This is a genomic window from Enterococcus sp. DIV1304_2 (genome assembly GCF_050555445.1).
Classification (GTDB): Bacteria; Bacillota; Bacilli; order Lactobacillales; family Enterococcaceae; genus Enterococcus_B; species Enterococcus_B pernyi.
This window is the reverse complement of the sequence record NZ_CP187851.1, coordinates 1,520,276-1,534,208: the sequence shown is the minus strand read 5'-3', so window position 1 is coordinate 1,534,208 and position 13,933 is coordinate 1,520,276. Positions and strand designations below refer to the sequence as shown.

Annotated in this window: 12 protein-coding genes; 10 read left to right on the top strand and 2 right to left on the bottom strand. The window is 35.2% G+C overall.

Annotation, left to right across the window (positions count from 1 at the left end; all coding sequences use genetic code 11):
- The first annotated feature begins 365 nt into the window (after positions 1-365).
- Positions 366-5,549 carry a putative mucin/carbohydrate-binding domain-containing protein gene (locus tag IGJ14_RS07110; protein WP_430608464.1) on the top strand — a complete coding sequence of 1,728 codons (5,184 nt, stop codon included), beginning with the start codon at positions 366-368 and terminating at the stop codon, positions 5,547-5,549.
- Positions 5,550-5,701: 152 nt separating this feature from the next.
- Positions 5,702-7,138 (top strand): helix-turn-helix domain-containing protein, encoded by a 1,437-nt coding sequence (locus tag IGJ14_RS07105; protein WP_066025055.1) that lies wholly within the window; start codon positions 5,702-5,704, stop codon positions 7,136-7,138.
- A gap of 73 nt (positions 7,139-7,211) precedes the next feature.
- On the opposite strand, the gene IGJ14_RS07100 is transcribed toward IGJ14_RS07105, so the two are convergent.
- Both IGJ14_RS07100 and IGJ14_RS07095 read right to left on the bottom strand, forming a co-directional pair.
- On the bottom strand, positions 7,212-7,427 hold the full coding sequence (locus IGJ14_RS07100; RefSeq protein ID WP_010735376.1) for a helix-turn-helix domain-containing protein: 216 nt from the start codon (positions 7,425-7,427) through the stop codon (positions 7,212-7,214).
- Between the two features lie 8 nt (positions 7,428-7,435).
- Entirely contained in the window at positions 7,436-7,909 is a 474-nt protein-coding gene (locus IGJ14_RS07095) for a DUF2975 domain-containing protein (protein ID WP_066025054.1), read from the bottom strand.
- 587 nt (positions 7,910-8,496) lie between these two features.
- Between IGJ14_RS07095 and IGJ14_RS07090 the strand changes: the two genes are divergently transcribed.
- From IGJ14_RS07090 to IGJ14_RS07055, 8 genes are all read left to right on the top strand, one after another.
- The gene (locus IGJ14_RS07090; protein WP_066025053.1) at positions 8,497-9,780 is read left to right on the top strand and encodes a sensor histidine kinase; all 1,284 of its coding nucleotides are present in this window, start codon (positions 8,497-8,499) and stop codon (positions 9,778-9,780) included.
- Between the two features lie 2 nt (positions 9,781-9,782).
- Positions 9,783-10,535, top strand: a complete 753-nt coding sequence (locus IGJ14_RS07085) for a LytR/AlgR family response regulator transcription factor (protein ID WP_066025052.1) — start codon at positions 9,783-9,785, stop codon at positions 10,533-10,535.
- 102 nt (positions 10,536-10,637) lie between these two features.
- The gene (locus IGJ14_RS07080; protein WP_065096370.1) at positions 10,638-11,204 is read left to right on the top strand and encodes an accessory gene regulator B family protein; all 567 of its coding nucleotides are present in this window, start codon (positions 10,638-10,640) and stop codon (positions 11,202-11,204) included.
- Positions 11,205-11,206: 2 nt separating this feature from the next.
- Complete coding sequence (locus tag IGJ14_RS07075) at positions 11,207-11,371, top strand: cyclic lactone autoinducer peptide (RefSeq protein WP_010735382.1); 165 nt, start codon at positions 11,207-11,209, stop codon at positions 11,369-11,371.
- A 695-nt stretch (positions 11,372-12,066) separates the two neighbouring features.
- Entirely contained in the window at positions 12,067-12,633 is a 567-nt protein-coding gene (gene amaP / locus IGJ14_RS07070; protein WP_019724484.1) for an alkaline shock response membrane anchor protein AmaP, read from the top strand.
- A 12-nt stretch (positions 12,634-12,645) separates the two neighbouring features.
- A complete protein-coding gene (locus IGJ14_RS07065; protein WP_065096371.1) occupies positions 12,646-12,834 on the top strand; it encodes a DUF2273 domain-containing protein in 189 nt (62 codons plus the stop codon).
- 12 nt (positions 12,835-12,846) lie between these two features.
- Positions 12,847-13,401 carry an Asp23/Gls24 family envelope stress response protein gene (locus IGJ14_RS07060; RefSeq protein ID WP_019724584.1) on the top strand — a complete coding sequence of 185 codons (555 nt, stop codon included), beginning with the start codon at positions 12,847-12,849 and terminating at the stop codon, positions 13,399-13,401.
- Positions 13,402-13,435: 34 nt separating this feature from the next.
- Positions 13,436-13,678, top strand: a complete 243-nt coding sequence (locus tag IGJ14_RS07055; RefSeq protein ID WP_010735387.1) for a GlsB/YeaQ/YmgE family stress response membrane protein — start codon at positions 13,436-13,438, stop codon at positions 13,676-13,678.
- Positions 13,679-13,933 lie beyond the last annotated feature (255 nt).

The following is a 13,933-nucleotide window of genomic DNA, read 5'->3' as shown; positions in this document are numbered from 1 at the left end:
GAAGTGAAGATCCTTCTTTTTTGTTGTCCTTTCGGCGTTTTTGCAAGTAGATGATTAATAAATTATTTTCTCACAAAAAATCTTCTTTCAATTACTCCCAATCAAAAGGGAAAAAATGACGTTACACAAGACGTTGATGACCGATAAACTTGAAGAAGTAAAGCTTTTCAATGCTTTTCTAAATGATTTGAAAAAGGAGTGAATAGTAAAAAGACGATTAAGAAACGCAAAATACATAACGTTTTTATAAAAGAGTCATTTGAATTACTACGAACATCCTTTAAAAAAAAAGAAACGACTATCGACAGAGAATGAACCAAACAAAAAAGTTTTTCTCTGATTGTTTGATAAAGGGAGGAAATAATTTGAGAACAAGAAGAAAACTGTTGAACAGTGCTTTGATCCTAAGTTTGACTTTAGGCAATCTCAATGGCACAGTTGTTCAGGCAGTAACGGTATTAAATAATTTAGGAATGACTCAAAACAGACCAGTCAGTAATAAGCAAAAAAAAGATGAAGCTAAAAGTGTCATAGAAAACACCAAAAATAGTAAAGAGGAAAATAAAAATTCCAGTAAAACATCAGATAGTGCTACGAAGAAAGAAGAAACGAATTCACGCTCTCTATCATCAGAAGAAGAAAAAGAAGAGCAAGAAAAAATTTTGGAACGATTGTTAAATCCTAGGTATGCGCTAGACATCCCAGATAGTATCCCAGTTGCTCCTACTATTAATGCGATTCGTTTAGGTCAGTTTTTAGTTGATGAGATGCAAAAAGGTATCGATGCACAATTTAATACAGAAAATGATAATTTAAGCGTTAACGACACCATGATATTTAGAAACGTGTCACCCATTTTTTATTATTCTCCTAGTGTCAATGTACCTGGGACAACTATAAATAATCTGAGCCCGTTAAGAGCGAATGGGGATTCTGCACCAAGAAGAGTTTTCAGGATCAACGCTATTTCACGTAGTGGAAATTGGCGAATGGAAATCACACCTACAGAAAGTTCTACAGCTCAAAATTTAGAAATTGGGGAAATAAATGTCGTATTCACTCGTTTAAGAGTGGCCCCTCCCCAAGAAGAAATATTTGAAATACCAAGTTTTTTATATTCTTATTATTGGTATATTGAACCTTGGAATGAAGGTTGGAGTACGGTGAGAATGGCAACGGAATTTAAATTTGATTTTTCAACTACCAACATCGGTGATTTGCAGGCTAATATTAAATCAGGTAGACATACTCTTGGATATCAGGACACCGTACCAGATCCTGAAAGTTATGTTGATGTACAAAATTCTCGTGGTGATGTCAGCTACCGATGGTTAACAGAACCAGATACAAACAAGATAGGTAAGCAACAAGTACAAGTAGAAGTAAGTGATCAAACAGGCAGATCTCCAGTAATCGTGACTTTCGATATAGAAGTCCTACCTTTGATTACTACAAAAGAAGATAAAATACAAGTTTATCAAAATGATCCAGTACCAGCTTTGAATGAACTTTTTGATGTCAATTATCAAGGTTCCTATCAATTGTCATGGATTACTCCAACGAGCACAGCGACGCCAGGTTCGTTTGTATGGCAAGCACGAGTTCGTACACAAGATGGCAGAGAAGCAACAGCTTCTGTGAATGCTGAAGTAATACCAGACCAAGGAATAATGATTGAGTTACATCCAATCAGAGCTATACAGCTAGGTAATACAAGTTCTTTATTGAATAATAATGCATTCAGAGATTTAATCAAATCGGCAACTTTTAGAGGAACACCACTAGATATCGATTCTCTTAGATTGGTTGCTTCAGAATCATCTGAGCCAGATTATCAAACAGTCGGTGAACATCAATTAAGATTAACTGTTGAAGGACAACGACCAGACGTGAACGTGAGAACCACAGGAACAATTGCAACGACTGTTAACGTGCGTTGGGATAACACTATTTTGATGAAATCGATCAACGGTCAATCAGCTGGGGCATTTTCATTATTATTAAGTAATACAGATTCTAATAATATTCCCCTAAGAATTACTAATGGCTTAGCAACAGACATGGACGCTTCTGTAGGAAGGTTAACTTCGCCTTTTTCTACATACTATTCGATCCAAATTATGCGTAATAACAATGTAATCTACAATCAAGAGATGTCGAATCGTACGACCCTACAACAAATCATCGATCAATTTGGAAATACGGATAATATTTTTAATGTTCAATTGGGCGATGTAATTCGTATCCATCATCCAGAGCGATCAGCCAATAGTTCAGTCTTGATGATGAATGAAGAAGAGCATGATTTTACCTATGGTACAGAATATGCATATTATGAAGTTACCTCTTCTGGATTTAGACCCGCTCCTGTTATGGAAGCGCAAGCCTCACAAAAGAATTTTGCATTAGGCGAAAACACATCCAACATTGATCCCGGCTCATTGATTGACAATGTGACGATCAATGGACGAAGAATCGATAACAGTCAGTACACAGTAGAATCACTAATTGATTTTGATACGAGTACGATCGGCACACGTAATATGCGTCTAAGATTAAAAATGAATGATGGTCTTGCCTCGAATGAAATGGAAGTAGAATACGGTGTGAATTGGGGCCAAACTTTTGTGTTAAGGGGACTAAATGAAGCAACAGTTGGTGCGTTTAGTTTGCTTAAGGAAGACGGACAATTGGCACTCCATGCTTCTCAAGGAGTAAATGGTACGAATCTCGCGAATCCAGTCAACAACCACTTTGGTCGTGATACCTATTATTCCATCGAGATCATGGGAGGAACTAGCTCGAATTATACATATGAAGTAGCCGGTAATTCCACGATCAGAGACGCAATCAATGGCTTCAATAATGGGCAACCACTACCAGTTGAAAAAGGGAATGTGATCAAGGTCTACCATGCAGATCCACAAGGTGCTTCGCAAGGGCGAAACTTGCTCATGCAAGACGAATTAGTTCGTGATTACACGATTGGTTCAAACTATGCCTATTACGAAGTGACAGATAATGGGTTAGAACCAATTATTACCGTAGCTGCAGAATCTTCACCACAAGAGTTTACTTTAGGGGATAGTACAGCAGGTATCAATGGAGCAAATCTGATCGATCATATCACAGTCAATGGGGTCGAATTAGCACCGAGTCAATATACAGTGACTCAATTAGAAGAATTTGATACCTCCACTGCTGGGAAGAAAGATCTACGCATCCAATTTGAAACAAGAGATGGGGTAGTTTCAAAAGAAATCACTGTCCCTTATGAAGTCAAGTGGGGAAATACGATTGTAATGCGTTCAGCGAATGGGGGAGCGGCAGGTGCGTTCTCATTAAGACCAGGAAGTAATAATTCAGTACGTCAGTTAACGATGTTCCCAGGGATTGATTCACCACTAGATGAGCAGTTAAGTCCGAATTCTTCCTTGTACTATTCAATGGAAATCATTCGTGGGGATCGAAGCATTTACTCTCAAGAGATGCCGGGACGAGCAACGTTGCAACAAGTGATGGATAATTTTGGAAATAATCGTGCAGTCACCGTTCAGTTTGGGGATGTCATCAAAATCTATCATCCGCAACGTTCAGAAGGAAGTTCAGTGTTATTCGTTAACGAGGAAGAAAAAGACTTCACTTATAATTCTTCTTATGCATACTATGAGGTAACCGCATACGGATTTGAACCAATGGCAGTGATGGATGCTCATACAGCAAACAAGGAACTTGTTTTAGCGCAAGATACAACCAACTTTGAATTGGAAGAATTATTAGATAGCGTGACGATCAATGGAGAACCTGTGGCAGAAGATACGTATACGATCGAGCGTTTATCTGATTTCGATACTACAACTATTGGTGAACGAGAAGTTCGTTTGAGAATGGCAATGAAAGATGGCTTGGCCTCCGTTGAATTGGAGATTCCTTATGAGGTGAAGTGGGGAAGTACGTTCTTACTGAAAGGTTTAGAAAATGCGACTGTTGGTGCATTCAGTATCATCGAACAAGACGGGGGATCAAAGATCCATGCGACACAAGGAGAACAAGAAACGATTTTAAACAATGCGGTGAATAATGTTTTTGGTCGTGATACGTATTATCGAATCGAAATTTTAGCTGATCCAGAGCAACCAGAAAGTCGCCTGTTTCCAGATAATATTAAATACAGCTATGAAGTGACAGGACACATGACGATCCGACAAGCAATTCAAGGTTTTAATAATGGGCAACCGTTAGAAGTTAATGAAGGGGATATTTTCAAAGTTTATCATGCGGAAACAGAAAATCGTAACTTATTGATGCGCGATAACTTGGTCAGAAACTTTACAGCAGGATCTAATTATGCCCATTACCGAATCCAAAATGGTGAGTTTGAACCAATCACTATGATCCATGCAGAAAAACAAAATCAAAGCTTAGTTTTAGGTGAAGATGCAAGTGAATTGGATGCAACAAAGCTGATCAATGAAGTTCGCTTTAACGGACACCAATTATCTAGTTCGTTATATAATGTGGAACAAATCGATGCGTTCGACACACAAACAGCTGGCCAAAAATCAGTGACTGTTCGCGTATCTACAGCAGATGGTGTCACCGCTACAGACATTCAAGTACCATATGAAGTCAAATGGGGCAGCACGATCCATTTGAAGAATCGCCAAAATGAGACAGTAGGTTCATTTGGTTTAGTGAAAAGTGGTCGTCAAATCGAAATCCAATCAATACAAGGATCTGATCGCACGATTTTAAATAATCGTGTGACACAAGTGGATGACAATAATGTGTATTATGGAATCGAGATCCTCGGTCAAGATGGACGATCGAAATATCAATATGAAGTTCGCGGCACACAAACGATCCAACAAGCAATCTCGCGTTTCAATAGCGGAAATGCCTTGCCAGTAGTTGAAGGAGATGTTGTAAAGGTCTTCCACCAAGATGCGAACAACAATATCTTGATGCATGAAGAACAAGAAAGAAACTTCACTTATGGAGGACAGTTTGCTGTTTATAATGTGACAGAATACGGGTTTGAGCCTACAGGGGAGTTAGATGTTAGAACACGAGTAGCTTCTATTGCGATTGGCACAGAAAGAGTCGATCCGAAATCTATGGTTGAAACAGTAAGAGTAAATGGTCGCGAAATTCCAGCCAATTCTTATACGGTTCAGTTACAAGAAGATTCGCAAATCGATACCTCTGCACTTGGAAGTAACAATATCGTTGGTTTAGATATCCAAGTCAATGAAGCACATGGTGGTTTTACAACAAGCGCTGAAGGAAGATACTCCGTGGTTGAACAAGGTGCAGAAGATACACCAGGTGCTAGTGAAGAGGGTGCTGGAAGTGAGACCGGTGAAAATGGAGAAGGTGGACAAGATGATGGAAGTGATCTTGAAGCAACAGGCAACTTGCCACAAACAAATGCCACTCGAAACACAGTTCTCTCAGTACTAGGAACTATGTTACTTGCCTTGGTTGGCGGTATCTTCTTCTGGAAAAAACGATCTACTGAAAAGTTGGAAGAAGAGTCCGATAAATAAAATAAAGACATTTTTTATCCACTTTTTTATTCATAGTAGAAAAAATAGTTTTTAGAGAAGAAAAAAGACCTCTAAAATTAAATATGGGAAACACTCAAAGGAGGGGAAACCCAAATTTGAGTGTTTTTTATTTGTTTGTGAGGTGAATAGAAATGTTGAAGATTTTGTCAAAAAAATTAAAAAGACAATTGAAGTTACTGGAATACTTATTTGAAGGCGATACCTATCGCTTTAACGACTTAGAAAATTTACTTGGTTGTTCAGCCAAAACGTTAAGAAATGACTTACTTGATATTCATTCTTATGCCAGCGATATCAAAATCCAAATGACTCGAGAAGAGGGAGTGAAAGCAACAATTCTACCTCATGTCACGGAAGATTATATCTATCAAGTGATCAAGCAAGAGTCGATTGAATATCGCTACTTGGAAGCTATTTTATTACATAAATTCAAGAATTATCTTGAATTAGCAGACTATTTATTTATTTCTGAAAGTACCTTGCGGCGAATCGTCGATAAAATCAATCCAATGTTACAGAGTTATGATCTGAAAGTACAAGCACTGATCAAACTTGTTGGAAATGATCAAGTCATTACTGAAATGACCGTTCAGTTCTTAATGGAAAAATATCATTATTTTGAAGATGCATTTCCTGCATCCTTTCGGTTGCTAGTGACTCAACTTGCGCAGGATTTTGTTGAAGAAAACAACTTGCAACAAGCACTGATTAGTTTGGAACCGCAAGAAGAAAAAATATTTCATTTTTGGATTGCTGCTCGGATACTATTGCTACAAAATGATAATGGGGTAGTTACGGTTAGTAGAAAACAAAAAAAATTCAAGTACGAAATACTATCAAATAAACGTTTGCGTTTACCAAAGACCAACGAATTGATTAATGAGCACTTGGCAAGTTTTATATTCGATCAACCACTTGTTTTCCAATTATTCGTCAGAGATTCTTTAAATCAAAAAAATCCAATTCTATTTGCAATTGATAGTTTTATCAAAGAAGTGGAAGAAAAATATGGAATTGTGTGCGAAGATAAAAAAAAGATCTTTCGTAAAGCAACTATTTTATTACAACAAAGCGCGGTACCTTTCTCTATAAGTTATCAAAAAAAATCACTTTTTTTTAAAAATAGTCACTCAGAAATGAATAAAATCCAGCTTCGATTATGGAATAAGTTAAAACATTGTGTACATACACATCATATCTTACTAAATGATTTCGAAGAATTTGCGACAACTATGTTTACAGAAATATTATTGTATTGGCCAGATTTAATAAAGAACTTCGAAGATAATAAGCAAGTTCGCGCGTTAGTCATCACCAACTCTACACTAAAATATGACGCCTATTTACTCAGTGAATTAGACCAACAATTGGGTAATCATTTTGAATTTGTTGCTAGAAATAATAAAACATTGTCCCAAGATTTAATCAATTATGAGAATTTTGATTGTATTATTTCAAATATTACGATTGATAAAACCTATAATATCCCTATATTCGGTATATCCGTCTTTCCAAAAGCAAGAGAGATACATAATCTGATCAACTTTTATCAAGAATTACTGGCTTGATAACGAATAAAAAAATGCAAGTCCTCCAAATCTTGAGATTATGGAACTTGCATTTTTATAACACCAAAACTATTTAGATTTCTTGATCTTTTTCAAAGACAAGAAGGTCTCCTGGCTGACAATTCAAAACTTCACAGATTTTATCTAATGTGGTGAAGCGAATCGCTTTCGCTTTTCCAGTTTTTAAAATTGAAAGATTAGCCATGGTAATACCAACTTTTTCACTTAGTTCTGTTACTGACATTTTCCGCTTTGCTAACATTACGTCTAAATTAACAATGATCGCCATCTCACACCTCACACGGTCAATTCGTCATTTTTCTTCAAACGAATTGCTTCTTCCAATATTTTGATCAAGACATTCATTAATACTAACCCCGCAAAAGGTAAGAAAACCAGTGCAAAACCTAATAGCATCAATCCAGGAGCATCATCCGCATCTGCCATTTGATAGAATTTTGGTAAAATACCAAAAGCACTGAGTGATATCAGAATCATTACTTTCCGGATATAGCTAACTAAACGGTGTGAATGATCTGAGAAGGTCTGGTCATTAGAGATGATTGTCAATAATTTAAAAATGATACCGCCAATGATGATACCAGATAGTAGAGTGGTGAAAATGACTAAAATCAATAGAGTGGTTTGCCAATCTAAGGGGGCATTTGATTCATTGGTCAGTAACTGAGTAGCGAACAACAGACCAAAAAGACCGAAAACAACACATATTCCGATAGTCGTTGTTTTTAAAAAGAGTGAATGTTTTTTCATTAATTTGACCTCCTAAAAAATGTATATATTGATATTCAACTATAATTTATCGTTTTTCGATAAATTGATGGTTGAACGATTGCCTTTTCCGAAGAAAAGGCAATCTAACGAAGCATTGGTGTTACTTAAAACCTCTAAAGAGGCGATTACTCTATATTAACTCTTTCTCATTTAAACAATGTATTCCCTAACCACTAATACATCCTTGTAACCCTTTAGTTACGCCAGTGGGATTAAATTTCATAAAAACAAATTAAGATGTCGTATAACATATGATTCGCAATATATCTATTATAGCACAACGAACAATGGATGTAAATAGACTATTAATTTCAGAAAAAATCCTTGGCTGTACCGAAAAAATGAAAAGTTCTACGCAGTTTATTAATCAACATGTAATCCAAATGACTAGTGAAATGTGCTACAATCTTTTTTGGTGAAAAGGATTAAAATTTTTTTGTTATCGAAAGGTACATAAAATGAAAAAATGAGGCTTTGTTTTAAGAAAAATAGGTTAATGAAGCAATACTTTGTTGTTTTTGGTTTGTTGTGTACGTGAGGACTTACTTAAATTAGGGGGACATTTTGTGAATTTAGACACGCTGGAAAGCTTGTTGATTGTCATCGTTCAAACGGCTTGCATCTTTTGGGTGACTAGCTATTTGGATACGCATTTAAAAAATCGGTATTACGTCATTTTGTCGATCATTGGAATCATTTGCTATATGGCACTTTATTTTGTGATCAATGTTTTTGCAACTGCAGTTTTATGGGCTAGTTTATGTGCCATAACTTATTACTTCCGGCGAAATATTTATATTGCGCTATTTATCCCTTCTGTCACATTCTGTTTATATATTTTTTCCGATTATATCATCAATTTTAGTTATACGATTCTTCATTTGGTTCTAAATATAAGATTAACTGTGATTTTAGGAACCCTTCTTTTTTTCTTCTTTGCATATATTTTCAAAACATGGTTATTAGAAAAGTGCTACAAAGATCTCTTGACGATGAAAATCAGCGGAATCATCGCAACAGCGACGATTTGTGTCTATTTTTGTCTAGTGGTCATAGAAAGATTTCCGAATTTGCGAATTTATTTGATCGATGCACATGAGCTATTCATGATATTGTATGGGCTATTGTCAGCGATTATTTGTTTTTCGTTTATTTTCATAAAAAGAACGGAATATGAAAATAGAGAGCAAAAACGTCAAATGAGTTACTTGATCGAATACAGTGAACAAGCTGAAAAAAATTATTTAGAGATTCTAAAATTTAAACACGATTACAAAAATATTCTAATTTCATTGGAAGAGTATATCGAAACTGAAGATTTAACAGGTCTAAAGGATTATTTTAGAAATAGTATCAAAGCGACAGGATCGATTTTTGACCAAGAAATTTTTAGGATGTCTTCGATTTCAAATATAAAAATTCGAGAAATCAAAAGTGTGATCATGAGTAAGTTATATATGGCACACCAGAAAGGAATCCATGTGAGCATTTCTGTGCCTGAAGTGGTCAATCATGTGGAAGTGTCTACGATGGTACTCGTAAGAATGCTGGGGATCATTTTGGACAATGCAATTGAAGCCTCAGAAGAACTTGAACATCCAGAAATTGAACTAGCAATCGTGGCAGACCATAATGACTGTACATTTATGTTGATCAATAACTGTCCACGTGATTTGCCTAAATTACATGATTTAAAGAAAGCAAGTTTTACGACAAAACCCGGTAATTCTGGGATAGGTTTGACAAATCTGGATGAGCTAGTCCAGTTGAATGCAAATGTATTTTTAGATACAAAGATCCAAGATGATAAGTTTATACAAATCATAACTATATGTGAGGTAGAGGGGTAACTATGTTAAAAATTTTTATTTGTGATGATGAAGAGATCCATCGTAACCGCATCACCAACATTATAAAAAATTACGTGATGATGATGGACTATGATGTGGAGTTCCAACTAGCTGCAGATAACCCGTATGATATTTTATCCTACGTATCAACTAACAAAACAGAGGGTATCTATTTTTTAGATATCGATTTAAATTCAGATATCAATGGTGTGGAACTAGGAAAGCAGATTCGACAGTATGATCCAACAGCCAAAATCATTTTTGTTACGACTTATACCGATTTTGTTTATCTTACTTTTCTTTATAAGGTAGAGGCGTTGGATTATATCATCAAAGATAATGAAGAACAATTGCAACAAAAAATCATCAGTTGTATTGATATTGCGATCGAACGCTATATGAATACTGCGTTGTCTACCAGGGAACAGATCTGGCTAAAAAGCGGTGCCGTCGATGTAAAATTATATGTGGATGAAATCCTCTTTTTTAGTTCAAGTCCAACACCACATAAATTGATCGTACACTTGGACAATCGCATGATTGAGTATGCGGGGAAAATCAAAGAAATCGAAAAATTAAGTGATTCTTTGTGTCGCTGTCACCAATCGTTTGTCGTCAATTTGGCAAATATAGCAGAAATCAATAAAAAAGAGCGAAAAGTGATCATGACGAACGGGGAAGAATGTTTAGTCTCTACCAGATATTTAAAAAAATTAGCCACTCGCTTTGAAAATGAGTTTTCGCCCAAAGCATAAATGCATCGATTTTTGCACTTTTGACAAAAAAAGAAGCACTTTTGATAAAATAATCCATAGATTTGTAAAATAGGTATAATAAACTGCGAAGGAGCGTGAAAGATGACTGAAGAGTACATTTCAATAGAGGAAAAATTATCAAAGAAAATAAGTGGACATTTCGCTTCACAATTAGGACTTTCACCGATTGAACAAGCAAAGGTGGAATATGGGTTATCGATCCTATTTGTTGATCTGTTCAAGATGATCGTGATGTATGGGATCGCGTTTCTCTTACATATCGTAGGAGCAGTATTCATCACACATCTTGTATTCATCTCAGTTCGTTTTACAACAAAAGGATTTCACGCAAGTAACAGTGCTGTTTGTACAATACTGAGTGTACTTTTCTTAGTTGTTTTACCTTGGATCGCCGCTTCGATTGATTTTGAACTGACTCGTCCTTGGTTTATTCTCGGAATCCTAGTCGTTGGTTTGGGTATATTCGTGAAAGAGAGAACGATCAATCAAGCAAAAGGACCCTTCCAATTAAGAAAAACGTTTCTTATCATTCTGTTCATCACAACGATCGGCTTGCTTTTACCTAGTGACAGTATTCGTACATATCTCTTGTTAGGTCTAGCAATTGCTACATTGTTGATGTTTATTAAAAATAAAGGGGTAGAATAAATATGTTAACAAGTCTAAAAACAAAAAAATTACAAATGATGCAAGTCATCTCAACAATGGCGATTGCTATCGCAACTTATGCAATGGGAACGATCGGTGCAGACTGCACATTCGTTATCTACGAACCAAAAATGCCTGAAGCATTAAAAAATGAAATGAATAAATAAAAATAAAACAGCGATTTAGGAAAAATCTAAATCGCTGTTTTATTTTTTGATGTACATTCCAATTTATTTCTTTCGATAATTTTGTAGCAGAAGAACGAATAAAAAGAAAAACAACGATTCCCACAACGTAGTTGTCCAGCTAAATTCTTTTGACACCCCAAAAAATAGATTGCCAGCATTGGAAACAATCAAGTAAATAATCGTTATTATAAATGCGTATATGGATTTTTTTAACATATGACACCTCTTTCTAAGAATAATAGCTTAACTAAATCAAATGACTATTATTCTAACATTTTCCTTCAACTTATTATAAAATACTTTAATGCTTTTTGAAAAGGGTATCATCCTTTATAATAAAAGATTAAAACATTTAGTTCGAAAATGGAAAACTATAGTTGCTAGTTATGTTTTGTCATTTATATTTTTTATTTTGTAATATAAATGAGCATTATCTTTGCAATTTTTAATCTTGAATACTATTCTTGTAGTATAGCCAGCAAGAAACAATGGAAGTTATATAATAATTGTTTCTGTTATTTAAGATTTCTGTGAGGGAAGAAGTACCAAAGTTATTTTGAGCCTACACTTTTTGGTAGCGCTTACTAATAGAAGGTATTTTGCAGTTTCCTCAAGGGGTGGACTTGTTGGTCAGGTGTTTAAAACAGAAAAATAAGATAATTAGGAGGTGGAAAATGAATAAGGGGGTAAAGATCATCGGTGTAATTGTAAGCATAGTATTACTTTCAGTACTTTTGGTCATCGCTCTAGTTAATGCACCATATGTCTTACCTGAACAATTGGAACGTTTTCGCTTTTTTACGATAACAAATTATTATATGCAACAATATATTTTCTGGGCTGCTGTCGTATTTGCAATTGTTGTCGTTCTCATCTTATTATTTGTTCTTTTCTATCCAAAATCGAAAGGAACTTTCGTATTAAAGCACAAAGATGGAAAATTGACGTTGGATAAAAAAGCAATTGAAGGACTTACTCGTTCATATTTACATGAAGAAGAGTTCATTCAATCACCAAAAGTCAAAGTACGATCAACAAAACAGAAAATCAATATTCATGTAAAAGGCGATCTAAAACGTACTTCTTCTCTGATTGGCAAAACAGAAATGTTGATGCAAGAAGTCAGAGATCAAGTAGCCAATGTCCTTGGTTCAGAACAAGAGATCAAAGTAGCTGTCAATTACAGTAGTTATCAAGAAGAAAAAGAACATGAAGACAACCAGCACTCACGAGTAGAATAGGAGGGCACACAAATGAAAGAATTCTTTTCACTATATAAGCTCCCTATTATCTTTGGGGGTCTTGGCTTACTATTAGCCGTTTTATGGTTAACAGTTGGATTTTTCAAAACTCTTTTAATACTGATCATGACCGCTATTGGTGTGGGTATTGGTTTTTATTTAAAAGAAACAAGATTATTAGATGAATATTTCAAATCATAGGAGGAATTTAATATGGAAAACAAAGATTTCAAAAACGTGAACACTACTACAGGTACAAATCCAGTTGCTGATACTGCAGCAAAAGGTGAATTGACTTATGAAGACAAAGTCATTCAAAAAATCATTGGTTACGCATTGAAAGACGTTGACGGTTTGTTGACTCTTGACGGTGGATTTTTCTCAAACATTGCTGAAAAATTAGTTAACACAGATAACGTAACTGCTGGAATCAATGCAGAAGTTGGTAAAAAACAAGTAGCTGTTGATTTAGATGTAGTTGTTGAATATGGAAAAGATATCGAAAACATTTACGATCAAATCAAAGAATTGATCAGCACAGAAGTAAATGAAATGACTCATCTTGATGTTATCGAAGTAAACGTAAATGTTGTTGACATCAAAACTCAAGCAGAATACGAAAAAGATCAAGAAACAGTTCAAGATAAAGTAACTGATGCAGCAAAATCAACTGGTCAATTTGCTTCAAAACAAACTGACAAAGCAAAATCAGCTGTTGGTAAAGGTGCGCAAAAAGTAAAAGAAAACAATGAACCACGCGTACAATAAACTTAATTTTTTAGAATTTTAGGAGGAAATAATCATGGGATTTATTTGGTCATTAATCGTTGGTGGTATTATCGGAGCAATTGCAGGAGCAATCACAAATAAAGGATCTTCAATGGGCATCATTGCGAATGTAATCGCAGGTCTAGTTGGATCAGCTATTGGTCAAGCACTATTAGGTACTTGGGGTCCAGTGATTGGTGGAATGGCAATCGTACCATCACTTATCGGAGCAATCATTTTAGTATTGATCGTTTCATTCTTTGCACGTAAACTTTAAGCAAAGCGTGCTTTCTCAAATCATAGTATTTGAGAGAAAGAAACAGATGGACTGAACAATTTAACCGACCACAGAGAGTAGTAATACATACTCTCTGTGATCGGTTTATTTTTTTACATATTTCCCAAGAACGATCATTCTTTTTTTATTATGTTTTCTAGCTGTCACCTAAATAGTATACTATATAAATAATATGTAAACTAAAGTTTTTTTGATATTAAAAAAATAACTAAATGTTTTATTTATAGTAACTTT